Origin of the sequence: Micromonospora sp. NPDC050200 (assembly GCF_040656135.1) — a bacterium.
Classification (GTDB): Bacteria; Actinomycetota; Actinomycetes; order Mycobacteriales; family Micromonosporaceae; genus Micromonospora.
Genome location: NZ_JBFALG010000007.1, coordinates 137945 through 161256 on the forward strand (window position 1 = coordinate 137945; position 23312 = coordinate 161256).

Sequence of the window (23312 nt, forward strand, 5' to 3'; positions counted from 1 at the left end):
GCATGAGGGCGGACATCGAAGCGGCGAACCGGGAGCTGGCCGAGGCCCGCAGCAGCGGGAAACCCTGCCCGCCGCTGCGTGGGCGGCTGCTGCCGGAGGGGGACGTCGAGTCGGCGTACCGGGTGCAGCAGCTCCAGGCGCGGGCCTGGCAGGGCCGGGGCGAGCGCCGGGTCGGCGCGAAGATCGGGCTGACCTCCCGGGCGGTGCAGGAGAGCTTCGGCGTCTTCCAGCCGGACTTCGGGGTGCTGACCGACGCGATGGCGGTCGGGGACGGCGTCGAGGTGGCGATCGGCCGCCTGCTCCAGCCCCGGGTGGAGGCGGAGATCGCCTTCGTGCTCGGCGCGGACCTGACCGACGAGCGGGTCACCACCGCCGACCTGCTCCGGGCGGTCGACCACGTGCTCCCGGCCATCGAGATCGTCGACTCGCGGATCGCCGGCTGGGACATCTCCATCGTGGACACCGTCGCCGACAACGCCTCCAGCGGGATGTTCGTGCTCGGCACCACGCCCCGCCGGCTCGCTGACGTGGACCTGCGGTTGTGCGGGATGGTGCTGGAGCACGCCGGCGAGCCGGTCTCGGTCGGCGCCGGGGCGGCCTGCCTCGGCAATCCGCTGCACGCGCTGGAGTGGCTGGTGCGGACGATGTCCCGGGCCGGGGACCCGTTGCGCGCGGGCGACGTGGTGCTCTCCGGGGCGCTCGGCCCGATGGTGCCGGTGACCCCGGGTGCCGCGTACGAGGCGCGGATCTCCGGGCTCGGGTCGGTGCGGACGTGTTTCTCCAAGGAGGTCGGGGCATGACTACCGGGGTGGCGGTGATCGGGTCCGGCAACATCGGCACCGATCTGATGATCAAGGTGCTGCGGCTCGGCGATGACGCTGTCGGGTCGCGACTGCGGGGCTCCGCTTCGCTGCACTCCTCGCGCTCGCCGGCAAGCCTCCGGATGGTGGCGATGGCCGGCATCGACCCGGAGTCCGACGGCCTGGCCCGGGCCCGGCGGCTCGGCGTGGCCACCACCGCCGGGGGCGTGGACGGTCTTGTCGCGATGCCCGAGTTCGCCGACGTGGCGCTGGTCTTCGACGCCACCTCCGCCGGCGCGCACCGGTACAACGACGCCGTGCTGCGGGCGCACGGCCGGACGGTGGTCGACCTGACGCCGGCGGCCGTCGGCCCGTACGTGGTGCCGCCGGTCAACCTCGACGAGCACCTGTACGAGAGCAACGTCAACATGGTCACCTGCGGCGGGCAGGCCACCGTGCCGATCGTCGCCGCCGTCGGCCGGGTCACCCCGGTCGCGTACGCGGAGATCGTCGCCTCGATCGCCTCGAGGTCGGCGGGGCCGGGCACCCGGGCCAACATCGACGAGTTCACCGAGACCACCGCCCGGGCGATCGAGGTGGTCGGCGGCGCGGAGCGCGGCAAGGCGATCATCGTGCTGAACCCGGCCGACCCGCCGCTGCTGATGCGCGACACCGTCTACTGCCTCTGCCCGGACGCCGACGCCGACCGGGCCGCGATCGCCGCCTCGGTCGCCGACATGGTGGCCACGGTCCAGGAGTACGTCCCCGGCTACCGGCTCAAGCAGGACGTGCAGTTCGACCGGGTCGACACGTACGTGCCGTCGCTCGGGCGGCACCTGGTCGGGTGGCAGGTCTCGGTCTTCCTGGAGGTCTCCGGCGCCGGGCACCACCTGCCCGCGTACGCCGGGAACCTGGACATCATGACCTCGGCCGCGCTGCGCACCGCGGAACGGCTGGTGGCTCTGCGAGCCGCGAAGGGGGTGCCCGTGAGCGCGAGGAGCGCAGCGGAGCGGAGCCCCGCAGCCGCGAACAACGGGGGGATCGCGTGACCGACCTGTACATCCAGGACGTGACGCTGCGCGACGGCATGCACGCCATCGCCCACCGCTACACCGTCGACCAGGTGCGCACCATCGCCGCCGCGCTGGACGCCGCCGGGGTGGCCGCGATCGAGGTGGCACACGGCGACGGCCTGGCCGGCTCCAGCGTCAACTACGGCCACGGCGCGGCCAGCGACGCCGACTGGATCTCCGCCGCCGCCGAGGTGATGACGAACGCGAAGCTCACCACCCTGCTGCTGCCCGGGATCGGCACGATCGCCGACCTGAGGGCGGCGAAGGCGCTCGGGGTGACCAGCGTCCGGATCGCCACCCACTGCACCGAGGCGGACATCTCCGCCCAGCACATCTCCTGGGCCCGGGAGAACGGCATGGACGTCTCCGGGTTCCTGATGATGTCGCACATGAACGACCCGGCGGGGCTGGCCGCCCAGGCCAAGCTGATGGAGTCGTACGGGGCGCACTGCGTCTACGTCACCGACTCCGGCGGCCGGCTGCTGATGTCCGACGTGGCGCAGCGGGTCGACGCGTACCGGCAGGTGCTGGAGCCGCAGACGCAGATCGGCATCCACGCCCACCACAACCTGTCGCTCGGGGTGGCCAACAGCGTGGTCGCCGTCGAGCACGGCCGGATCGCCGGCGCCGCGCCGGCCGGCCCGGACGCCCCGCACGGCCGCACCGTCCGGGTGGACGCCTCGCTGGCCGGGATGGGCGCCGGGGCCGGCAACGCGCCGCTGGAGGTCTTCGTCGCGGTTGCCGAGCTGCACGACTGGAAGCACGGCTGTGACGTCTTCGCGCTGATGGACGCCGCCGACGACGTCGTCCGTCCGCTCCAGGACCGCCCGGTCCAGGTCGACCGGGAGACGCTCTCCCTCGGGTACGCCGGGGTCTACTCCAGCTTCCTGCGGCACGCCGAGCGTGCCTCGGCGAAGTACGGGGTGGACGTCCGCTCGATCCTGGTCGAGCTGGGCCGGCGGCGGATGGTCGGCGGCCAGGAGGACATGATCGTGGACGTGGCGCTGGACCTGGCGGGTCGGCGCGAGGAGGGGGCAGCGTGAGCGTGAGGAGTGAGCCGGGTTTGCGAGCCCCGCAGTCGCGAACGAAGGCGACACCGTGATCGGCGTGGACACGGCGGGCATCGCCGAGCAGCTCGGTACGGCGGCCGACACCGCCACGGCCATCCCGCAGCTCGCCGCCGAGACCGGCCTCGATGTCGACGGGGCGTACGCGGTGCAGACCGCGCTGGTGCAGCGTCGGCTGGACCGGGGCGAGCGGCTGGTCGGGCTGAAGATGGGGCTGACCAGCAAGGCCAAGATGGCCCAGGTCGGGGTGGACGAGGTGATCTGGGGCCGGCTCACCGACGTGATGCGGGTCCCCGACGGCGGCACGGTCGACGTCGGCGACTACATCCATCCCCGCGTCGAGCCGGAGGTCGCGTTCCTGCTGGACCGCCTCCCCGAGCCGGGCGAGCCGCTCGGCTCGTTCGCCGACGCGGTCCGCGCGGTCGCCCCGGCGATCGAGCTGATCGACTCCCGCTACGCGAACTTCACCTTCTCCCTGCCGGACGTGGTCGCCGACAACACCTCGGCGGCGGCGTTCGTGGTCGGTCCGTGGTCGCCGGTGCCGGACGGGCTGGACAACCTGGGCGTGCTGCTGGAGATCGACGGGCGGGTGGCGCAGGTCGGCTCGACGGCGGCGATCCTCGGTGACCCGCGCCGGGCGCTCGACGAGGGCATCCGGCTCGCCGGCCGGCACGGGGTGCGGCTGCGCGAAGGCTGGGTCTTCCTGGCCGGTGCCGCCACCGCCGCGGTGCCGCTGCGTCCCGGTGCCCATGTCCGCGCGGTCGTGGAAAAGCTCGGCACTGCTTCTCTCCGGGCTGTCCGATGAGCGCGGCCCTCGTCCGGGTGGGGGTTCCGGTCGTCGCGCAGCCGCCGGGTGGTGGTCGGTCGTGAGTGGCGAGGCGCGTGTGGTCGCGGGCAGGGCCGTGCCGCGCGGGGCGTTTCCGCACGTCAAGGTCGCGGGCGGGTTCGTCTTCGTCTCGGGTACGTCGTCGCGGCGGCCCGACAACACCTTCGCCGGTGTGTCCGTGGACGAGTTCGGCACGACGGACCTCGACATCCGGGTGCAGACCCGGGCGGTCATCGAGAACGTCCGTGACCTGCTGCGCTCGGTCGGGGCCGAGCTGTCCGATCTCGTGCAGGTCACCAGCTACCTGGTCAACATGAACGACTTCGGTGGTTACAACGAGGTGTGGGCGGAGTTCTTCGACGCGTCCGGGCCGACCCGGACGACGGTGGCGGTGCACCAGCTGCCGCACCCGCACCTGCTGATCGAGATCCAGGCCGTGGCTCTGCTCCCCAAGGAGGTCAGTCGTGAGTGAGATCGCCGAGCCGTTCAGTTTTCCGGGGTGGATCGCGGAGAACCAGCACCTGTTGAAGCCGCCGGTGGGCAACAGGGAGATGTTCCCCGGCGGGGACGACTTCATCGTGATGGTGGTGGGCGGGCCCAACCAGCGCACCGACTTCCACGTCGACCCGTACGAGGAGTTCTTCTACCAGGTCAAGGGCAACATGCACATCAACCTGGTGACCCCGGAGGGGCCGCGTACGGTGCACGTGCGCGAGGGGCAGATGTGGATGCTGCCGCGCAACACCCCGCACTCGCCGCAGCGACCCGAGGCCGGCTCGATCGGCGTGGTGGTCGAGCGGGTCCGCGAGGAGGGCACGCTGGAGAAGTTCCAGTGGTACTGCCCGGAGTGCGGGCACAGGCTGCACGAGGTGGAGTTGCAGGTGCGCGACATCGCCGCCGACCTGCCCCCGGTCTTCCAGGCGTTCTACGCCGACGAGTCGGCGCGTACCTGCGGCAGGTGTGGCGCGCTGCACCCGGGCAGGGGCTGATGCGCCCACCGGTCGTCGACGTGCACACGCACGTCGTACCGAAGGGGTGGCCGGACCTTGCCGCGGCGTGCGGCGGGTCCGGCTGGCCCTGGCTGCGGGTGGACTCGGAGCGCGCCGCCATGATCATGGTGGGGGAGACGGAGTTCCGGCCGGTCGGCGCGGAGTGCTGGGACGCGCCGACCCGGCTGGCCGACATGGCCGCCGACGGGGTCGACGTGCAGGTGGTCTCCCCGACCCCGGTCTTCTTCTCCTACGACCGCCCGGCCGATCAGGCGGTGCGGGTCGCCCGGATCTTCAACGACCTCACCCTGGAGGTCACCGCCGCCGGTGGGGATCGGCTGGTGCCGTTCTGTCAGGTGCCGTTGCAGGACCCGGACGCGGCCTGCGCCGAACTGGACCGCTGCCTGGCGGCCGGGCACGTCGGTGTGGAGATCGGCAACCACGTCGGCGACCGCGACCTCGACGATGCCGGCATCGTGCAGTTCCTGACCCACTGCGCCGAGGTGGGTGCGCCGGTCTTCGTGCACCCGTGGGACATGCCGGGCGGGCCCCGGCTGGACCGGTGGATGGCCCGCTGGCTCACCGGCATGCCCGCCGAGACGCACCTGTCGGTGCTGGCGCTCATCCTCGGCGGGGTCTTCGACCGGGTGCCGGAGACGCTGCGGATCTGCTTCGCGCACGGCGGCGGCAGCTTCCCGTTCTGGCTGGGCCGCGCCGACAACGCCTGGCACCGCCGCGGCGACCTGGTACGCGGCGCGTCGACCGCGCCGCCCAGCTCGTACACCGACCGGTTCAGCGTCGACTCGGTGGTCTTCGCCCCGGCCGCGCTGCGGCTGCTGGTGGACACCATGGGCGCGGACCGGGTGCTGGTGGGCAGCGACTACCCGTACCCGCTGGGGGAGCGGCCGGTCGGGCGGGTGGTCCACGAGGCCGACTTCCTCACCGCCGAGCAGCGCGACAAGTTGGTCGGCGGCAACGCCCTGCGGTTCCTCGGCCGGCCGGGTATATAACACTGGCGTTCGACCTGCTGACCGAGGTTGGCGGGCCCCGGTCCGGGTGGGTCGCGCCCGCCGGCACTCTCTCTCCTGACGCCCCGCGGTCGGCGCCGACCCCGGTGGCCCCACCGGCCGTGTCGTCCCGCCAAGCGGCCGTCGAGCGGGCAGGATGACGGGATGGCCGAGCCGCACGACCTGACCGGGCTGGAGCAGGCCGCCGCCGTCGCCCGCGGCGAGCTGTCCAGCGTGGAGCTCGTCGAACACCACCTGACCCGGGTGGACGCGCTCGGCGACACCGTCGGCGCGTTCGTCACGGTCACGCCCGAGCGCGCCCGCGACGCCGCCCGGGCCGCCGACGCCGTGCCGGTCGCGCAGCGCGGCCCGCTGCACGGCGTACCGACCGCGATCAAGGACCTGACCCTCACCGCCCGGGTGCGCACCACGTTCGGCTCGGCGGCCTTCGCCGACTTCGTCCCGCCCGTCGACGCCGACGTGGTCCGGCTGATGGCCGCCGCCGGGCTGGTCAGCCTCGGCAAGACGACCACCTCCGAGCTGGGCTGCTCGCTCTACTCCGAGGGGCTCGTCGCGCCGCCGGCCCGCAACCCGTGGGACCTGGCGTACACCGCCGGCGGCTCCAGCGGCGGCGCGGCGGCCGCGGTGGCCGCCGGCCTGGTCCCGGTCGCGCAGGGCTCCGACGGCGGCGGGTCGCTGCGCATCCCCGCCGCCCTCTGCGGTCTGGTCGGCTACAAGCCGAGCCGCGGCCTGGTCTCCGGCGGGCCGATCGGCTCCGGCGCGTTCGGCCTGCCCACCCACGGCCCGATCGGGCGTACGGTCGCCGACGTCGCCGCGCTGCTCGACGCGATGGCGGTGCCGGTGCCCGGCGAGCCGTACCTGCCGCCGCCCCGACCCGACGGGGGCTACCTCACCGTCGCCCGCCGGGCCGCGCCGGGCCGGCTGCGGATCGGGCGCTTCGACGCTCCGATGCTCGCCGACGAGCCGGTCCACCCCGACTGCGTCGCCGCGGTGGACCGGGCCGCAGCGTCGCTCACCGCGGCCGGCCACGAGGTGGTCGAGGTCGACCGGCCGCTCGGTCCCGCGGTGTGGCCGCTCTTCGAGACCCTCTGGTACGTGCTGGCGCTGGCCCCGGTGCCGCCGGAGCGGGAGTCCGAGCTGCTGCCGCTGACCCGGTTCCTCCGCTCCCGGGGCGCGGCCGTCGGCGCCGGCGCGCTGATGGCCACCCTCGGCGAGATCCAGGCCCAGGTACGCCTCGGCGCCCGCCGCACCGCCCACTGCGACCTGCTGCTCTGCCCCACCCTGGCCGCGCCGCAGGCACCGGTCGGCTGGTTCACCGCCGACCCGGACCCGGCCGTCGATTTCGACCGGCAGCGCCGGTTCTCGCCGTACTGCGCCGTCTTCAACGTGACGGGGGAGCCGTCCGTCTCGCTACCGGTCGGGCGCACCGCGACGGACCTGCCCGTCGGGGTGCTGCTGACCGGTCGCTACGGTGACGACGCCCGGCTCATCGCCACCGCAGCGCAACTGGAAAACTGTAGTGACGGGTGGGATCGGCACCCCGCAATCTGGCGGGGCGTCGGCTCCGCTAACGTGAAAGGCAGCGGAGTCGGGCGGTCGGCGCCATGATCGTCCACCCGACCCGGATGCTCTGGTCTCTCTTTCCGCCTGGGGGCGTTGGGATTGTCTGTCACTGAGACGTTGCTGATCTTCCTCGGCATCCCGGCGGCGGTGGTGCTGGTGATCGTCGGGCTGGTGTTCGCCGCCAACCGCCGCGGCGGCGGCGGTAGCAGGCGCTACCGGCCGGGCCGGCGCTTCGACTTCACCCCGGTCTGGTTCCTGGGCCGTCCGGAGCAGCTGGCCGACTCGGCCGGTACCGCCCTGGCCGCAGGCGCGCAGGCGCCGGCGCTGACCAGCCACAAGCTCGAAAAGGCCGGCGTCGAGGCGCCGGCCGGTGGAACCGGAGGCGCAAGTGACCGTTGGTGAGAAGCAGGCCGGGACGGGTATCCCGCCCGAGGTGCTGGACGGGCCGTTCTCGACCCGCCAGCTGCTGCGCATCGACGAGGCGCTCCGCCTGGCCGACCAGGGCACCGGCCTGGTCTTCTCGGTCTACGTGGGCGGCCTCGATGAGCCGATCCGCGGGCACGCCGAGCGCCTGCACCGCCAGCTCGCCGAGCCCGACAAGTCCGTCCTGATCGCCGTGTCGCCCAACCAGCGCCAGCTGGAGGTGGTCACCGGCCGGTACGCGCGCAAGCGCATCCCGGACACGTACGCCAAGCTCGCCGCGCTGTCCATGGTGGCGGCCTTCGGCGGCGGCGACCTGGCCGGCGGCATCATCATCGGCCTCGACCAGCTCGCCAGCCACGCCGGCAAGGGCTGAGCCCGTCCCACTCGCACGACGAAGCCCGGTCCGCCTCGCGCGGGCCGGGCTTCTCGTCAGTCGTCTCAATGCGGCCACGTACCGGGGTCGAGTCCATGACGATCCGGGGCCGGCGCGGGCTCCCACCCGCGCCGGCCCCGGACCGCGTACTCCGTGGTCAGGCGCTCCGGGCGTCCTTCGCGCGGGCCTTGAGCGCGCGGACCACGCCGTCGCGGCCCTCGGCGACCAGCCGGCGCAGCGACGCCGGGTGCCCCTCCTGCGCCAGCCAGGCGTCGGTGGCCGCCACCGTCTCGTCCTCGACCAGGTACGCCGGGTAGGCGAGCTGGACGAACTCCTGCGCCGGCTCGCTGTCCCGCTGCGCCCAGACCTGGCCCACGGTGGCGAAGTACTTCTCCCGGTACGGCGCGGTGAGCTCCACCTGCGCCGGGTGGGTGAAGCCCTGCAGCAGCGCCCGGTTGCGCCAGTTCGGCAGCGACTCCGGACCGGTCAGCTGTGCCCAGACCGCCGCCTTGTTCTCCGCGGTCCGGACCAGCGCGTGCGCGTACGCGGCCTCCCGCTCGCCGCTGGCCGTCCGGTCGGTGGCCAGCTCGGCCTCGACCTCGGCGGCGCCGGCCGCCCCGTTGGCCACCAGCGACTGCAGGACCGTCCAGCGCAGCTCGGTGTCGATGGCCAGCCCGGCCGGTACGCCGCTGCCGTCCAGCCAGCCGCGCAGGGTCGCCAGGTCCTCCTGCGACCGGCCCGCCGAGGCGTACGCGCGGGCCCAGGCGAGCTGGAAGCCGCTGCCCGGCTCGGCGGCGGACAGCGCCGCCTTCGCGGTACGGGCCAGCTCCGCCCAGCCGGTCGGCGCCCAGGCCGGGTCGGCGTAGAAGGTGAGCGTGGTGCCTGCCTGGCGCAGGGTGGCGGTGACCAGGTTGATGTCGGTCTCGGCGGGGAGGCCGGCCAGCACCAGCGCCACGTAGTCGCGGGCGGACAGTTCCGCGTCGCGGACCATGTCCCAGGCGGCCGTCCAGCACAGGGCGCGGGCCAGCGAGGACTCCAGGCCGGCGAGGTGCTGTACCACGGTGGCCATCGACCGGTCGTCCAGCCGCAGCTTGGTGTAGGTGAGGTCGTCGTCGTTGAGCAGCAGCACGTCGGCGGCGGGCCTGCCGTGCAGCGCCGACAGCTCCGTCTGCTCGCCGGTGACGTCGACCTCGACCCGCTCCCGGCGGACCAGCCGGCCGTCGGCGAGGTCGTAGAGCCCCACGCCGATGCGGTGGGTGCGCAGCGTCGGGTGCCCCGCCGGCGCCTCCTGGCGGACCAGCACCCGTTGGTACGTCCCGTCGTCGCCGACGCTCACCTCGGGGCGCAGCGTGTTGACCTGCGCGGTCTCCAGCCACTGCGCGGCGAACTTGCGCAGCTCCCGGCCGGAGGCGGCCTCCAGTTCGGAGAGCAGGTCGTCGAAGGTGGCGTTGCCCCAGGCGTGCTTGCCGAAGTACGCCCGCAGGCCGGCCAGGAACGGCTCCTCGCCGACGTACGCGACGAGCTGCTTGAGCACGCTGGCGCCCTTGGCGTACGTGATGCCGTCGAAGTTGACCTCGACGGCCTCCAGGTCCGGCATCTCGCAGTAGACCGGGTGGGTGGAGGAGAGCTGGTCCTGCCGGTATCCCCAGTTCTTCCGGATGGACAGGAAGGTCGTCCAGGCCTCGGAGAACCGGGTGGCGTGGGTGTTGCACCAGTGGCTGGCCCACTCGGCGAACGACTCGTTGAGCCACAGGTCGTTCCACCAGCGCATGGTGACCAGGTCACCGAACCACATGTGCGCCAGTTCGTGCAGGATCGTGTTGGCCCGCTGCTCGTACTCGAAGTCGGTGACCTGCGAGCGGAACAGGTAGTGCGACTCGGCGTGCGTGACGCAGCCGAAGTTCTCCATCGCGCCGGCGTTGAAGTCCGGCACCCAGAGCTGGTCGTACTTGGGCAGCGGGTAGCGCACCCCGAACTGCTCGTGGAAGAAGTCGAAGCCCTGCTTGGTGATCAGGAACAGGTCGTCGGGGTCCAGGTGCGGCGCCATCGAGGCACGGCAGAACACGCCCAGGTCGATGCCGTCGTGGGTGTCCCGCAACTCGTGGTACGGCCCGGCGCAGAGCGCGGTGATGTAGGTGCTCATCCGCGCCGACTCCACGAAGTGGACGGTCTTGAGCGCCTCGCCGGCCGACTCCTCGCGCTCGACCGGCATGTTGGACACCACCCGCCAGTGCTCCGGGACGGTGGCGTGCCAGGTGTAGACGCTCTTCAGGTCGGGCTGGTCGAAGCAGGCGAAGACCTTCTGCGCGTCCGCCGTCTCGAACTGGCTGTAGAGGTAGGTCTCGCCGTCGACCGGGTCCACCGTGCGGTGCAGACCCTGCCCGCTGTTGGAGTACCCGAAGTCCGCGTCCACGACGAGGACGTTCTCGGCGGCCAGCCCGGACAGCGCCAGGCCCTTCTCGGCCGACCAGCCGGAGAGGTCGACGGGCGCCCCGTTCAGCGTCGCCGAACGCACCGACTCGGCGGCGGCCTCGATGAAGGTGCTCGCGCCCGGCTCGGCGCACCGGAACCGGACCTCGGTCACCGACCGGAACGTACGGCCGTCGGCCTGCACGGCGGTCGACAGGTCCAGGCTGATGTCGTACCCGGTCACCTCCAGCAGGCGGGCCCGCTCGGTGGCCTCCACCTGGGTCAGGTTGCGCACTCCCGGCACTGTTCGTCTCCATCCCACTTCTCGCCGCCTCGCGGCTGCGCCAGCCCAGTCGGCCGCTCGTGACGGCCGGCCCGAGCCGAGTCTTCCATGCACCGACGCCCCGCGGTGGTCGAGGTCACGCTCTCATTCCGCTGTCGGTCGATGCCGTGCGGGGTGAGGATCGAGGCAGCGGCGCCGGGGCTGCCGGCGCACCCGTCGCGAAGGGACCTCACCGTGACCGAACGTGTCGCCGTCGACATGTGGTTCGACCCCCTGTGCCCCTGGGCGTGGATCACCTCCCGTTGGCTGCTGGAGGTCGAGAAGGTCCGGGAAGTGGACATCCGCTTCCACGTGATGAGCCTCTCGGTGCTCAACGAGGGTCGGGACCTGCCCGAGGAGTACCAGGAGCTGATGAGGAAGGGCTGGGGACCGGTACGGGTCTGCGTGGCCGTCGGTCAGCAGCACGGTCCGGAGGCGGTGGCGAAGCTCTACACCGCCATGGGCACCCGGGTCCATCTCGGCAAGGAGCAGCTCGGCCCCGAGCTGTACGCGGCCGCCCTGACCGACGTCGGCCTGGACCCGGCGCTCGCCGGCGCCGCCGACACCACCGAGTACGACGAGGCGCTGCGGGCCAGCCACGAGGCCGGGATGCGTCCCGTCGGCACGGACGTCGGCACCCCGGTCATCCACGCCCCGGGCCCGGACGGCGCCCAGGTGGCCTTCTTCGGCCCGGTGATCACACCGGCGCCGAAGGGCGAGGCCGCCGGGCGGCTCTGGGACGGCGTCCTGCTGGTCGCCGGCACCCCGGGCTTCTACGAGCTCAAGCGCTCCCGCGAACTCGGCCCGATCTTCGACTGATCCCGGTCGTCGCCCCCCGGGCCGTTCCTGTCGAGAACGGCCCGGGGCGGCGGCGCGGCCTGGGGGGCGGTGGCGGCCTGGGGCGGCGGCGCGGCCTGGGGGGCGGTGGCGGCCTGGGGGCGGCGGCCTGTCCGGGGGCGGTGGCGGCTCGGGGCGACGGCACGGCCTGGGGCCGAGGATGGCACAGCGCTCCTTTGGAGCTGATGACGTGAACGATTCACCGCGACCCCGTCGTGGTGGCTCCGCCACCGGAATCCCCACCAGGCCGCCGTCCGGCACCAGGCCTGCCGCCCCACACCACGGCCGCCCTTTCCCATGACGCCCGGACACCCGGACTCGACCCACCGCCACCCGGCCCAGCCCGGGCCGCCCTCCGAAGCTGCCCGCCGCGCTGGCACCGTCTGCCGCGCGGGGACCGCTCGCCGCGCTGGCACCGTCTGCCGCGCGGGGACCGCTCGCCGCGCTGGCACCGTCTGCCGCGTCGGGACCGCGCCGGAACCGAACTACCCGCCCGGCTTAGGCCGGGACCCTGCGGCGCGGACCGACCAATCGACCGTTCGCCTGGAGGCATCGAGGCCCGGAAACCGGAAACCGGAAGGCGCGGAAACCGGAAGCCCGGAGGCCCGGAAGCCCGAAGGCGCGGACCGACTGGCCGGTGACGCTGATTCGTCTACGACATCAGCTCTAAAGCGTCCCCACACAAGGTCGGCCCGTCGACGGGCCCGCCGATGGACGCCCGGCTGACAGCCGTCGCCACACCGGCCCCCGGCATCCCCGTCGCCCCGCGCGACGCGCCCGGCGCGGCACGTCCGGCCCGGCACGCCCGATTGCGGCACGCCCGATTGCGGCACGACGGACGCGCCGCGTCCTATGCGCCGCGCGGCGCACGACCGGCCGGGACCTGCGGCGTTACCCTCCCGGGCGCGGGGTCGTTTCTCCCTGTGTCCAGCGCAGCGGCCGCAGCGGCCGCACCCGGCCGACCCGGAGGCTTTCCCGATGGCCAAGCACCACCGTCCGTCCGCTGACGACCCGTCCGCCGGCCCCGAGGTGGTCGACCGCACCACGTACTGGTCGGTCGACGACTGCCACTGGCCGGCGGTCAGCCCCCAGCTCCCCGTCGAGATGGTCGACCTGCTCGCCCCGCCGATCGTGGTCGGCGTCGCCCGGGTCCCGGTCACCTCGCGGGCCACCCCGCCCGGCGCCCCGGCCACCCCGCCCGGCGCCCCGGCCACCCCGCCCGGCGCCCCGGCCATCTGGCCGGCGGGCCCGGGCGGCTCGGTCCCTGTCCGCTGTCCCGCGCCGGTCCCCGGACAGACCGGACGGCACCGCCGCGCCAAGGAGCCGGCCGAGCGGGGTTGAGCGGTTCATCTGGTGGACCCGGCGCGGGGTCCGCGTCGTCCGGGCCGTCGACGCCGGTAGCGTCAACGGGCATGACGGTCGTGCATCCGATCGCCCGGGCCTGGATCACCACTGGCGGCACCGGCGCGCAGAACTACGACGAGTTCGCCGACGACGCGGAGATCACCGCGATCATCGAGGCGAACCCGCACAGTGCTCTCGGCATCGAGATGCCCCACCGGGCGCCGGAGAGCCTCGGGAAGTCGTTCCTCGACGCGCTCCCGGACGCGGTGGCCCGCCTCGCCGAGGCCAAGGCCGACGGCAGCTACACCCCGGCCGAGCAGGTCGTGGGGCTCTACCGGATCAGCGCGCCGAGGGAGGAGTCGGCGTACGGGCTCTTCGCCATGGTGGACACCGACCAGATCTCCACCAGCGCCGACGAGCCGGGCCTGGTCATCCGCAACGAGGACGTCTTCATCGCCAAGGTGCGCGAGCGGGTCGCCCTCGCCGAGGCGCTGGGGCACCTGCTCTCGCCCGTACTCCTGCTCCAGACCGGGCGCGGCGACGAGCTGCACGCCGCGCTCGCGGCGGCGACCGAGTCGGCCGGCGCGCCCGCCGCGACCGACACCGACCAGGCCGGTCGGACGCACGCCATCTGGCTGCTCGGCCCCGGCCGGCAGCAGGACGAGCTGACCGCGCTGGCCGGCGGCGGCGAGCTGGTGGTCGCCGACGGCAACCACCGCAGCCTGGCCGCCCAGAGCGGCGGCCTGCCCCGCTTTCTGTCGGTGGTCACCACGCCGGCGTCGGTCGCCATCCAGCCTTACAACCGGCTGGTCAGTGAGCTGACCACCACCCCCGACGAGCTGCTCGACCGGCTCCGCGCCGCCGGCGCGACGGTCATCCCGGTCGACGGTCCGGTCGAGGTCCCGCAGGCCGGCGGCACCGTCCACCTCCGGCTCCCCGGCCAGGGGTACGCGGTCACCCTGCCGCACGACGAGGGCGCCGCCCGGCTGGAGAACCTGGACCATGCGCTGGTCGAGCGGCTGGTGCTGCGCGACGCGCTCGGCCTCGACCCGGGCGACAAGCGGATCACCTACGTCGGCGGCGACTACCCGGCGAGCTGGCTCACCGGCGAGGTCGACGCCGGCCGGGCCGAGCTGGCCATCCTGATCGCCCCGGTGACCGTGGACGACTTCGTCGAGGTCAACCTGGCCCGGGAGAAGATGCCCCGTAAGAGCACCTGGTTCACCCCGAAGGCGCGCGGCGGCCTGGTCGTCGCCGAGCTGCCGCGGGCGACGCTGTGACGAATCCGCCCCGGTACGCCGCCCGCGCGACGTGCCGGGGCGGGGCCTGACAGACTGCGCGGTATGCGCGTCTACCTGGGATCCGACCACGCCGGTTTCGAGTTGAAGGTGCACCTGGCCAACCATCTGGCCAAGCAGGGCTTCGAGCTGGTCGACGTCGGCCCGCACGCCTTCGACCCGGACGACGACTACCCGGCCTTCTGCCTGCACACGGGTGACCGGGTGGTCAACGACCCGGGCAGCCTCGGGGTGGTCATCGGCGGCTCGGGCAACGGCGAGCAGATCGCCGCCAACAAGATCGCCGGCGTCCGGGCGGCGCTGGCCTGGAACGTCGAGACCGCCCAGCTCGGCCGGGAGCACAACGACGCCAACGTGGTGGCCGTGGGCGCCCGCCAGCACACCTTGGACGAGGCGACCGCCATCGTCGAGGCGTTCCTCACCACGCCCTTCTCCGGCAACGAGCGGCACGCCCGCCGGATCGCCCAGATGGCCGACTACGAGCGCACCCGCCAGCTCCCCGAGCTGCCCTGACCACCTGCTGAGGTACCGGCCCCGTCGCGGGGCCGGCCCGCCGGTCGTCAGCGGCCGGAGCGGGGCAGGTCCTCGCGGGGCACCCAGTTGCGGCGGACGATCACCAGCCGGGCCTCCGCCTCGGCCAGGTCCTCGTCGGTCGGCCGGGCGGCGTCCCGGGCCCGCAGCGCCGCCCCGACCGCCACCTGTGAGGAGCCGGAGCCGACCAGCCCCCGCAGGCCCCGATCACCCTCCTCGGCCCCGCCGCCACGCCGCGCCCGGGGCGCGGGCGTGCCGTCGTGCACCTCGGCCGTGTCCGCCGCCGGGCCGTCGCCGTCCCCGGCCGGCACGTCGGGCTGGTGCCGCAGCCGGCGTCGCCGTCGCTCCGCATCCGCCATCAGCCGACCGTACCGCCCGCGCCGGCCCCGGTGGCCCCGCCGCCGCTCAGAAGACCTCCATCGCGGCCGGGGCGCGGTGCCAGCCGAAGGCCGGGCCGGCGGCGGTGAGCGCGCCGGGACGCAGCTCGCGGAGCCGACCCGCGGCGGCCAGCGCGGCCGGCGCCACGCCGCCGAGGTAGAGCTCGCCGAGGCCGCGTACGTCGCAGGCCAGCTCCGCCGGGTCGTCGGTGCGTACGCACACCGCGCCCTCCGGGCCGCCGGTGAGTCGCCAGCGGCCGGTGTTCTCCGGCAGCAGGTCGTCGGCGACCTCGACCACCACGTCGACGGCGCTGACGTACCGGCGGGCGGCCAGCGCGGCCGGCACGTCCACCACCCGCACCCAGAGCGCGTCGACCAGTTGCGCGCCGAGCCGGCGGGGCTCGTCCACCAGGCGCAGCAGCGGCTCGTCCACGGCGATCCGGGTGCAGGAGAGCTGCCGGGTCAGGTCGATCGAGAAGAGCGTCCGCCACAGCGCCAGGTACGCCTCGGGGCCGGCGGCCACCACCTCGTCCACCCGGACCTGCCCCCGTGGCCCCCGCTCGTCCCACTCGTCCCGGGTCCGCCAGAGCGCGTACCCGTCCACGCCGTCCGGCCCCCCGTGCAGCAACGCCCGGCGCGGTGTGGCCCCGCCCCGCCAGGCGGTCGGGTCGGCCAGCACGTACCGCCACCAGCGCTCGTCCCGGTCCGACCAGCCGGGGCGGTCGGGGCGCACCCGGTCGTACACCCGGGCCAGCTCGGGTTGCGACGCGACCGGGTCGGCCAGGCGGAGAGCGCCCGCCGCGGACGCCGGCTCCGGCAGCCGCAGCTCGGTGGTGGCCGGGCATTCGACGGCGAGGCGCTGCGCGGCCAGGCCGTAGCCGAACCGGGGGTAGATCCGCCCCTCGCTGGCCCAGAGCACCGCGACCGGCTCCCGGCCGGCGTCGTGGATCTCCCGCAGCTGACGGCGCATCAGCGCGCTGAGCAGCCCTCGGCGCCGGTGGGTGACGGCCACCGCGACCATCGTGACGTGCGCCGCCGCCACCGTCGCCCCGGGGACGGTGAGCGTCCGGGTGAAGGCAGAGGCGTGCGCTACCGCTCGGCCTTCGTCACGGATCAGCAGCGCCCGCTCCGGCTCGAAGATGCTCCGTTCCACCTCGCGGACCTCGGCGTCGAACGGGTTGTGGAACGCGTCACCGATCAGCTCGGCGATCGCGTCGAAATCGGTCGCGGCCGGGACCTGCACGTCGGGGGCGGGGTGGGTCATCGACCATGTGTAGCCGATCACCGGCGGGGCGGCGACTCATTTGCCGGCTGGCTACCCTCGAAGACGACGGGTCGGCCGGGGGCCGGCACCGGTCAGGGGGAGGACACGAGATGGCAGACCAGACACAGCCGTGGGCGGAGCGGACCGTCGAGGTGCCGCCGCAGCGGGACGCGTTCCGCCCCGGCGTCGCCTCGGTCGGGCGGCCGCGTACCCCGCGTACCGAGCAGTTCCCGGCCGCGGACGCCGGCGATCACACCTGGTCCGAGCCGGCCGCGCCGCGCCGGCCGATGAGCTGGCACCTGGCGCAGCTGCGCCAGGGCCGCGAGTGGAGCATGGCGGGCGGGCTCTTCGCGTTCGTCTGCTGGGGGATCTGGGCCATCTCCGGCCGGGGCGACCTGGGCGCGCCGCTGCTCACCTTCGTGCTGAGCCTGCTGGTGGCGGTCGGCCTCTTCGCGCTGTGCCGCCTGGTCGGGCGGGTGATCTGGGAGCGCCAGCTGGGCCGGGTCCGGCGGGGGGCCCGGGGCGCCCACCTGGTGACCGCGGTCTTCCTGGTCGGCGTGGGGGTCGCCTACCTGCAGCAGACCGAGTGGGTCGTGTCGGCCTGGAACTTCGTCACGGGCAACTGACCCGTACGCCGCGGGCGGGTCGGCCGGGGCCGCCCGCCCGCGGCGTACGGTCGCGGGATGCCGCGACAACGGGTCGTTCTCCACCAGGCCGGCGGTGCTTACCCCGCCGGCCGCGGTTCATCCGTGCCCGGGCCCGGCGGCCGTCACGCCGCGCTGCACCGCCGGCCGGCGGGTACGTCCGTCGACGTAGCCGCCGCTGCCCGGGTGCGCGCCGGCGCGCAGGACGGTTGCCGTTCGTGGTAGGACGAGACATCGACCGGTGCGGAGGAGTCTGAGTGCACCCACCCGGCACCAGCCGATCTCCCGGAGGCACACCGATGACCGACTCCGCGCCCCGCCGTTTCTTCCGCCGGGTCGAGCCGGCCCGGTCCGGCACCGGTCCGGCCGAGGCCACCGGCGGCCAGCCCTTCCCGCTCACCACCGGCGCACCGGGATTCCCCCGGCTGCTGCGGGCCGTCGCGGCGGTCACGATCGCCGGCGGACCGGTGGCCTACCTGGTCGGCGGTGTGTTCAGTCCGTCCATCCACGTCTCGGGTCAGGAGAGCATCGCGGCGAGCGTGGCGGCGGACCCGGTCGTCAACGCGGTCCACATGGTCGCCTTCGTGCTCGGCTCGTACCTGCTGCCGGTCGGGGCGGTCGCGCTGGCCTGGCTCGCCTGGCCCCGGTCACCGCGACTGGCCACCGTCGCCGGCCTGCTCGGCGTGCTGGGCTGGCTCCCGTTCAGCGCGTTGACCGCACTCGACGACCTGATCAACACGGCCGCGCGCAGCGCGGGCGGCACCGGCCACGGCGCCCTGCTCGACACGTTCGCCACCGACACCGTGATGGGCGGCTACCTGCTCGTCTACATCGTCTTCCACCTGGTGGCGTACGTCCTGTTCGGGGTGGCGCTGCGCCGCGCCGGGATCCTTCCGCGCTGGGCGGCCTGGTCGATGATCGCCTCCAGCCCGCTGACCGTCGTGGCGTTCGCCCTGCCGATCAGCCCTCGGCTGATCGGCGCGGTCGCCGTGGTCCTGCTGGTGCTGGGCAGCCTGCCAGCCGCCGTCCGGGCCTGGCGCGGCTGAGATCCCGGCGGGCGGCCCGGGTCGGCGGGACCCCCGGCCGACCCGGGCCGGTGACGTGCCGGCCCGGTCAGGCCCCGGCGAGGCGGTACAGCACGAAGTCCTTCTCCCGACCGCAGGCGATCACCTCGGTGTTCCACGAGCAGGATTCGCTGCGGACGTCCTTCAGCTGACCCATCTCGAACGGCCTGTCGGCGCCCACCGACATCCCGGCGACGCTGCGTTCGTCCTCGACGGTGCTCGGCGGCTCGGCGAAGATCAGCAGGTTGCCCGCGTCCAACCGGACCGCCACCCCGTCCCGGTCGGCCAGCACGGCCTTGCCGCCGGCGTCGAAGAGGGTGACCGTGGACCGCGGGGGGTCCTGCCGGGCCAGCAGGTGCTCGCCGAGCGGCACCAGCGTGTCGGCCTCCGGGGCCGGCCAGTGCCGGCTGCCGTTCCCCTCGGTCGCCGCCACCACCTCGGTGCGCGCGCTCTCGCCGTCCGGCGTTTCCAGCAGGCAGGCCCGGTGCTCGCCGCAGGCGACCAGTGACTTCGGCCGGCGCCGGTCGTCGGGCGCGCTGTAGAGCACGTCCGGCTCGGCGAGGCTGGCCAGGTCGTACCCGAGCAGCCGGTAGCCGCGCCCGTCCTCGACGACGTACAGCCGGTCGGCGTGCGCCGCCACCAGGTCGTCGACGTCGGCGACGTTGGTTCGGCTGCGCAGCAGGTCACCGCTGTCCATGTCGATCAGCCGGACCGACCGGTCGGCGCCCACCTGCACCAGCCGGTCCGCCGCACCGAGCCAGGGCGCCGTCGGCGCGCCGCTCACGGAGCCGGCACCACCCAACGCCTCCGCGGTGCTGACCCGCACGACCTGGGTCCGGGCGTCGCCGTAGTCGTTGCGGGGACTGTCCTGGCGCCACGCCTCGTCGCCGTCGCGCATCCGTAGGCCGACCAGGCGATCGCCGGTCCGGTCGACCCAGACCGCCGTGTCCCGGGTGTAGTACAGGTCGTCGTCGCCGTGCACGGAGAGCCGCCAGCGTTCGGCGCCGGAACCGGCGTCGAGCACCAACAGGTCGCGTGGCGTGCTGTCGCCGGACGCGTCCGCCAGGACCGCCACCCCGTCGGGCAGCGCGCGGATCCCGGCCCACCGCTGCGCGCCGATCCCGGTCTGCTCGCGCCACAGCTCGTCCCCGGTGCCGGCGTGGACCGCCACCACCTCCAGCCGGTCGTCGGCCAGCTGGTGGGCGAGGTATGCGCGGTCGCCCAGGACCGCCGTGAACATGGCGGTCGAACGCTCCGCGCCGGCGGGGATCGGCTTGTCCACGACCTCCAGGGTCCGGAACTCCAGTGCCGGGTAGCGGTCCCAGGCCAGCCAGAGCACCGTCGCGGCCACCACGCCGATCAGCGCGAGACTCGCGCCGAGCGCGATCCAGAGCCCCCGCGGGCCCCGTCCCGGCCCGGTCGGACCGCCGCCGGGCGCGGGCGACACCGGCGGCGCCGAGTGGGGTACGCCCGGCCCCGCCGCCGTCCCGGCTGCCGGGGGCGCCGCCTGCCCGGGTACGTACGGGTCGGGCCGGGTCGGCGCCGGCCCGGGCAGGGTCGCCGCCTGCCCCGGTGTTCCGGGTGGCGTTGCCGGGTGGCCGGGTGCCGGCGCGTGGCCGGGTGCTCCGGCGGGCACCGGCGCGGGCCGGGACTGCGGACGGGGCATCGGCAGGTCGGTCAGCGCGCCCTCGGCGACCGGCAGCTCGGGCTGTTCCAGCACGGTCGGCGCGATGCCCAGCTCGGCGTGGAGCATCCGGGCCACCAGCGGTATCCGGGACGACCCGCCGACCAGGAAGAGCCCGGCGAGCTGCTCCGGCGTGAGCCCCGCGGCGGCGATCACCTCGCGGGTCCCCGCCACCGCCCGGGTCAGCAGGGGAGCGGCGAGCCGTTCCAGGTCGGCCCGGTCCAGCCGCGCCGCCGTCTCCACCCCGGGTACGGCGACCGGGGCGACGCTGGTCCGCGACAGCATCTCCTTCGCCCCGCGTACGTTGTCCCAGAGCTGCTGCCGGTCCCGCCACTGGGTGGCCGTCTCCGGCCTGGTCAGCCGGGCCCAGCGGGCCGGGTCGGCGTCGGCGACCAACTCCCCGAGCCGGCCCACCAGGGCCGCGTCGAGGTCCAGGCCGCCCAGGTCGGCGACCCCGCCGGTGGAGACCACCGTGAAGCCGGAGTCCCCCCACGGGTCGGCGCCCTCGTTGCGGACCACGGCGACGTCCAGCGTGCCGCCACCGAAGTCGAAGACCGCGACCGCGCCGCCGACCGGCACCGGCCGGCGCAGCACGTCGGTGTAGTACCGGGCGGCGGCCACCGGCTCCCGCAGCAGGCGCGTCCCGGGCGGGATCGGCCCGGACATGGTGTGCTCGGCGGCCGAGGGCCAGCCGGCGAGCGCCAGCGCGTCGTGCAGCACCTGCCGTCGGGGCGCCTCCCAGGCCGCCGGGTAGGTGACCACCGCCGGGGGCAGGAAGCCGGCCGCCGCCACCGCCGACTCCGCCACCGCGCGCAGGGTCGCCGCCAGCAGCTCCGCCGGGGGGTACGCGCGTCCGCCCAGCGACACGGTCGGCTCGTCCACCCGGCGCTTCGGGTTCGGCTCGTACCCGGCCGGGTCGGCCTGCGCCAGCCGTTGCGCGTCCCGGCCGACGTGCAGCCGCCCGTCGGTGTCGGCGTACACGCCGGAGGGGAGGATCGGCTGCCCGTCGACGAGTAGCGGCCGGGTCCGCCCGTCCGGCCAGCGCAGCACGGCCACGGTGTTGGACGTGCCGAGGTCGACGCCGAGGGCGAACCCGTCCTGCTGGCCTGCCATCGGTCGATACCTCCACGCAGACGAGGGAATGCCCGGCCCCGCATCGTACGCAGCCCACGCCGCCGACCCGATCGACCGGTCGGCGTCACCGGCGCCAGAAGGTGGGACGCCACCAGTAGAGGACGGTCCGGTCGGCCGGCCACGGCCGCCCCTGCACCCCGCAGGGTTCGACGTCGTCCGATGGGGACGGCGGACGGCCGGCGTGATCGTCGCCACCGGGGCGGAACGTGCCGGATGCGACGGCTGTCCCGGATACGCCGCTGTGGCTGGCGCAGGCGCCGGAGGTTAGTCGAGGAGCCAGGTGTGCAGGGTGGTGGCGGGCGGGCTCACCCAGGCGGCGACGCCGACTGCGGCGACGTACGCGCCGGCCAGCAGGAACTGCGTACGGGCCAGGGCGCGCCCAGGTGGGCGCGGCGCGGCGGTCATCCCGAGACCGACGCTGGTCATGGACGGGATGGTAGCCAGCCACGGTCGACGCCGGTGTCCCGCCGAGCGGGACGGATCCGCGGCCCGACGTCCGGCCCGACCAGGACAGCGTGTTGCCCAGCAAGTTGCGGGCCCGCCCTCAGGTGGAGAACGGGCACGCACCTTGTCCTGATCAGCAGCAGCCTGCGGTGGCTCCGTTGGTGGCCGGTTCCTGGCCGGCGGCCGGGGTGCAGCAGGCGCTCTCGGTGGCCTTCTCCAGTTGCGGGGAGTCGGCCTTGACGGTGTAGACCTCCCAGGGCTCGTTGCCGGGGCCGCGTACCCAGACCTTGTCCTGGAGGGCATAGCAGCACTCGGTGCTGTTCTCCTCCAGCGTGATGAGGCCGGCGTCGGTCAGCCGCGTGGTGGCGGCGTTGACCTCGTCGGTGCTGAACACCTCGACGCCCAGGTGGTCCATGACGGTGGGCTGGTCGGGCTCGCCTTCGAGCAGGACGAGCTTCAGGGGCGGGTTCTCGATGGCGAAGTTGGCGTAGCCGGGGCGGCGCTTGGCCGGTTCGGTGTTGAACAGCTTGGCGTAGAAGGCGACGGAGCCTTCGAGGTCGGACACGCGCAGAGCGAGCTGGACGCGGGACATGGTCTCCTCCTGGCAGGTCAGCGAACGTGCTGGTGAGGCGGCTAGCGTCATCCTTGTCTAGATGACTTTCGAAGCAAGGCCAACTGTTGCACCTTGTTTTGAGATCTGTCAAGGTAGAGAAATGTCGAAACAAGCGCTGCCGGTGGTGGACCTGCGAGCGGTCGCCTGCTGTCCGCCCATCGCCGCCCGCCCGTTGGACGCCGGCCAGGCGGCGGTCGTCGCGCCGATGTTCAAGGCCCTGGGCGACCCGGTCCGGCTGCGGCTGATGTCGATGATCGCCTCGGTGCCCGAGATCTGCGTCTGCGACCTCACCTCGGCGTTCGACCTGTCCGGGCCGACCATCTCCCACCACCTGAAGGTGCTGCGCGAGGCTGGCCTGGTCGATTCCGAGCGTCGCGGCACGTGGGTCTGGTACCGGGTCAAGGCCGAGGCGTTCCGCCAGCTCGGCGCGCTGCTGGACGTTTCCGCCACGCCGGCCGCCGAGGCCGTCGCATGAGCCTCGCCCTGGCGCGGCGGGCGTCGGCCGAGTTCGCCGGCACCGCCATGCTGGTCGCCGCCGTCGTCGGCTCCGGGATCGCCGCCGCCCGGCTCTCCCCGGACGACGTCGGGCTCCAGTTGTTGGAGAACGCGATCGCCACCGCGCTGGCCCTGGGCGCGCTGATCCTGACGTTCGGACCGGTGTCCGGCGCGCACTTCAACCCGGTCGTCTCCGCCGTCGACTGGTGGCTCGGGCGACGCGCCGGCACCGGCCTGACCGGGCGGGACCTCGTCGGCTACACCGCAGCGCAGGTCGGTGGCGCGATCGCCGGGGCGGTCCTGGCCCACCTCATGTTCGGGCTGCCGGCCGTGACCTGGTCACACACCGACCGGACCGGGGGGAACCTGTGGCTGGCCGAGGTCGTGGCGACCGCCGGCCTGGTCGTGCTGGTCTTCGCCCTCGCCCGTAGCGGTCGCTCCTCCGCCGCGCCCGCCGCCGTGGGCGCCTACATCGGTGCCGCCTACTGGTTCACCTCGTCCACCTCGTTCGCCAACCCCGCCGTCACCATCGGCCGGGCCTTCACCGACACCTTCGCCGGCATCGCTCCGGCGTCCGTGCCCGGCTTCGTCGCCGCCCAGCTCGTCGGCGGCCTGGTCGCCGTCGCCGCGCTCGCCGCCTGGTACCCCCACAGCGGGCATGCCGCTGACGCCGTCGTCGTGCCCCAGCTGGTGGAGGAGGCCGGTACCCG

General features: G+C 74.2%; 23 protein-coding genes and 1 pseudogene. 18 read left to right on the forward strand and 6 right to left on the reverse strand.

The window, feature by feature from the left end; genetic code table 11:
* The first annotated feature begins 2 nt into the window (after nucleotides 1-2).
* The 10 genes from AB0I41_RS07610 (at nucleotide 3) to AB0I41_RS07655 (ending at nucleotide 8142) form a co-directional block, all read left to right on the forward strand.
* Entirely contained in the window at nucleotides 3-800 is a 798-nt protein-coding gene (locus tag AB0I41_RS07610; RefSeq protein ID WP_357103045.1) for a fumarylacetoacetate hydrolase family protein, read from the forward strand.
* Nucleotides 797-1849 (forward strand): acetaldehyde dehydrogenase (acetylating), encoded by a 1053-nt coding sequence (locus AB0I41_RS07615; protein ID WP_357103048.1) that lies wholly within the window; start codon nucleotides 797-799, stop codon nucleotides 1847-1849. Before AB0I41_RS07610 ends, AB0I41_RS07615 begins: the two co-directional genes overlap by 4 nt.
* Complete coding sequence (gene dmpG, locus AB0I41_RS07620) at nucleotides 1846-2916, forward strand: 4-hydroxy-2-oxovalerate aldolase (RefSeq protein ID WP_357103051.1); 1071 nt, start codon at nucleotides 1846-1848, stop codon at nucleotides 2914-2916. Before AB0I41_RS07615 ends, dmpG begins: the two co-directional genes overlap by 4 nt.
* Before the next feature lie 55 nt (nucleotides 2917-2971).
* Nucleotides 2972-3745 (forward strand): fumarylacetoacetate hydrolase family protein, encoded by a 774-nt coding sequence (locus AB0I41_RS07625; protein ID WP_357103054.1) that lies wholly within the window; start codon nucleotides 2972-2974, stop codon nucleotides 3743-3745.
* A 61-nt stretch (nucleotides 3746-3806) separates the two neighbouring features.
* Nucleotides 3807-4238, forward strand: coding sequence for a RidA family protein (locus AB0I41_RS07630; protein ID WP_357103057.1), 432 nt, complete (start codon nucleotides 3807-3809; stop codon nucleotides 4236-4238).
* The gene (locus AB0I41_RS07635) at nucleotides 4231-4755 is read left to right on the forward strand and encodes a 3-hydroxyanthranilate 3,4-dioxygenase (RefSeq protein WP_357103060.1); all 525 of its coding nucleotides are present in this window, start codon (nucleotides 4231-4233) and stop codon (nucleotides 4753-4755) included. The genes AB0I41_RS07630 and AB0I41_RS07635 overlap by 8 nt, the downstream gene beginning before the upstream one ends.
* Complete coding sequence (locus AB0I41_RS07640) at nucleotides 4755-5765, forward strand: amidohydrolase family protein (protein ID WP_357103063.1); 1011 nt, start codon at nucleotides 4755-4757, stop codon at nucleotides 5763-5765. The genes AB0I41_RS07635 and AB0I41_RS07640 overlap by 1 nt, the downstream gene beginning before the upstream one ends.
* Nucleotides 5766-5927: 162 nt before the next feature.
* Nucleotides 5928-7391 (forward strand): amidase, encoded by a 1464-nt coding sequence (locus AB0I41_RS07645; protein ID WP_357103066.1) that lies wholly within the window; start codon nucleotides 5928-5930, stop codon nucleotides 7389-7391.
* Nucleotides 7392-7463: 72 nt separating this feature from the next.
* Nucleotides 7464-7748 (forward strand): hypothetical protein, encoded by a 285-nt coding sequence (locus AB0I41_RS07650; protein ID WP_357103170.1) that lies wholly within the window; start codon nucleotides 7464-7466, stop codon nucleotides 7746-7748.
* Nucleotides 7735-8142 carry a DUF5130 family protein gene (locus AB0I41_RS07655; RefSeq protein ID WP_357103069.1) on the forward strand — a complete coding sequence of 136 codons (408 nt, stop codon included), beginning with the start codon at nucleotides 7735-7737 and terminating at the stop codon, nucleotides 8140-8142. The genes AB0I41_RS07650 and AB0I41_RS07655 overlap by 14 nt, the downstream gene beginning before the upstream one ends.
* 157 nt (nucleotides 8143-8299) lie before the next feature.
* Here AB0I41_RS07655 and pepN read toward each other — a convergent pair whose 3' ends face one another.
* Entirely contained in the window at nucleotides 8300-10846 is a 2547-nt protein-coding gene (pepN, locus tag AB0I41_RS07660; RefSeq protein WP_357103071.1) for an aminopeptidase N, read from the reverse strand.
* 222 nt (nucleotides 10847-11068) lie between these two features.
* On the opposite strand from pepN, the gene AB0I41_RS07665 reads away from it, so the two are divergent.
* The 4 genes from AB0I41_RS07665 (at nucleotide 11069) to AB0I41_RS07680 (ending at nucleotide 14865) form a co-directional block, all read left to right on the forward strand.
* Nucleotides 11069-11692: a disulfide bond formation protein DsbA gene (locus tag AB0I41_RS07665; RefSeq protein ID WP_357103074.1), complete on the forward strand. Its 624-nt coding sequence runs from the start codon at nucleotides 11069-11071 to the stop codon at nucleotides 11690-11692.
* A gap of 996 nt (nucleotides 11693-12688) precedes the next feature.
* Nucleotides 12689-13051, forward strand: coding sequence for a hypothetical protein (locus AB0I41_RS07670; protein WP_357103077.1), 363 nt, complete (start codon nucleotides 12689-12691; stop codon nucleotides 13049-13051).
* Nucleotides 13052-13122: 71 nt separating this feature from the next.
* Complete coding sequence (locus AB0I41_RS07675) at nucleotides 13123-14334, forward strand: DUF1015 family protein (RefSeq protein ID WP_357103080.1); 1212 nt, start codon at nucleotides 13123-13125, stop codon at nucleotides 14332-14334.
* 63 nt (nucleotides 14335-14397) lie between these two features.
* The gene (locus AB0I41_RS07680; RefSeq protein WP_357103083.1) at nucleotides 14398-14865 is read left to right on the forward strand and encodes a ribose-5-phosphate isomerase; all 468 of its coding nucleotides are present in this window, start codon (nucleotides 14398-14400) and stop codon (nucleotides 14863-14865) included.
* 47 nt (nucleotides 14866-14912) lie between these two features.
* Here AB0I41_RS07680 and AB0I41_RS07685 read toward each other — a convergent pair whose 3' ends face one another.
* Nucleotides 14913-15242 carry a hypothetical protein gene (locus tag AB0I41_RS07685; protein ID WP_357103086.1) on the reverse strand — a complete coding sequence of 110 codons (330 nt, stop codon included), beginning with the start codon at nucleotides 15240-15242 and terminating at the stop codon, nucleotides 14913-14915.
* A 46-nt stretch (nucleotides 15243-15288) separates the two neighbouring features.
* The gene (locus AB0I41_RS07690) at nucleotides 15289-16524 is read right to left on the reverse strand and encodes a GNAT family N-acetyltransferase (protein WP_357103089.1); all 1236 of its coding nucleotides are present in this window, start codon (nucleotides 16522-16524) and stop codon (nucleotides 15289-15291) included.
* 110 nt (nucleotides 16525-16634) lie between these two features.
* On the opposite strand from AB0I41_RS07690, the gene AB0I41_RS07695 reads away from it, so the two are divergent.
* Nucleotides 16635-17150 carry a hypothetical protein gene (locus AB0I41_RS07695; RefSeq protein WP_357103092.1) on the forward strand — a complete coding sequence of 172 codons (516 nt, stop codon included), beginning with the start codon at nucleotides 16635-16637 and terminating at the stop codon, nucleotides 17148-17150.
* A 317-nt stretch (nucleotides 17151-17467) separates the two neighbouring features.
* On the forward strand, nucleotides 17468-18214 hold the full coding sequence (locus tag AB0I41_RS07700; RefSeq protein ID WP_357103095.1) for a hypothetical protein: 747 nt from the start codon (nucleotides 17468-17470) through the stop codon (nucleotides 18212-18214).
* A gap of 67 nt (nucleotides 18215-18281) precedes the next feature.
* Here the strand turns inward: AB0I41_RS07700 and AB0I41_RS07705 are convergent, their stop codons facing one another.
* From AB0I41_RS07705 to AB0I41_RS07715, 3 genes are all read right to left on the reverse strand, one after another.
* Nucleotides 18282-21029: an Hsp70 family protein gene (locus AB0I41_RS07705; protein WP_357103098.1), complete on the reverse strand. Its 2748-nt coding sequence runs from the start codon at nucleotides 21027-21029 to the stop codon at nucleotides 18282-18284.
* A gap of 285 nt (nucleotides 21030-21314) precedes the next feature.
* Nucleotides 21315-21476 (reverse strand): hypothetical protein, encoded by a 162-nt coding sequence (locus AB0I41_RS07710; protein ID WP_357103101.1) that lies wholly within the window; start codon nucleotides 21474-21476, stop codon nucleotides 21315-21317.
* A gap of 151 nt (nucleotides 21477-21627) precedes the next feature.
* On the reverse strand, nucleotides 21628-22086 hold the full coding sequence (locus AB0I41_RS07715; protein ID WP_357103104.1) for an ArsI/CadI family heavy metal resistance metalloenzyme: 459 nt from the start codon (nucleotides 22084-22086) through the stop codon (nucleotides 21628-21630).
* A 121-nt stretch (nucleotides 22087-22207) separates the two neighbouring features.
* Between AB0I41_RS07715 and AB0I41_RS07720 the strand changes: the two genes are divergently transcribed.
* The gene (locus tag AB0I41_RS07720) at nucleotides 22208-22582 is read left to right on the forward strand and encodes a metalloregulator ArsR/SmtB family transcription factor (RefSeq protein WP_357103107.1); all 375 of its coding nucleotides are present in this window, start codon (nucleotides 22208-22210) and stop codon (nucleotides 22580-22582) included.
* Nucleotides 22579-23286 (forward strand): annotated as a pseudogene (locus AB0I41_RS07725) (MIP/aquaporin family protein); the annotation flags it as partial. The gene AB0I41_RS07720 and the pseudogene AB0I41_RS07725, both read left to right, overlap by 4 nt.
* Between the last annotated feature and the right edge of the window lie 26 nt (nucleotides 23287-23312).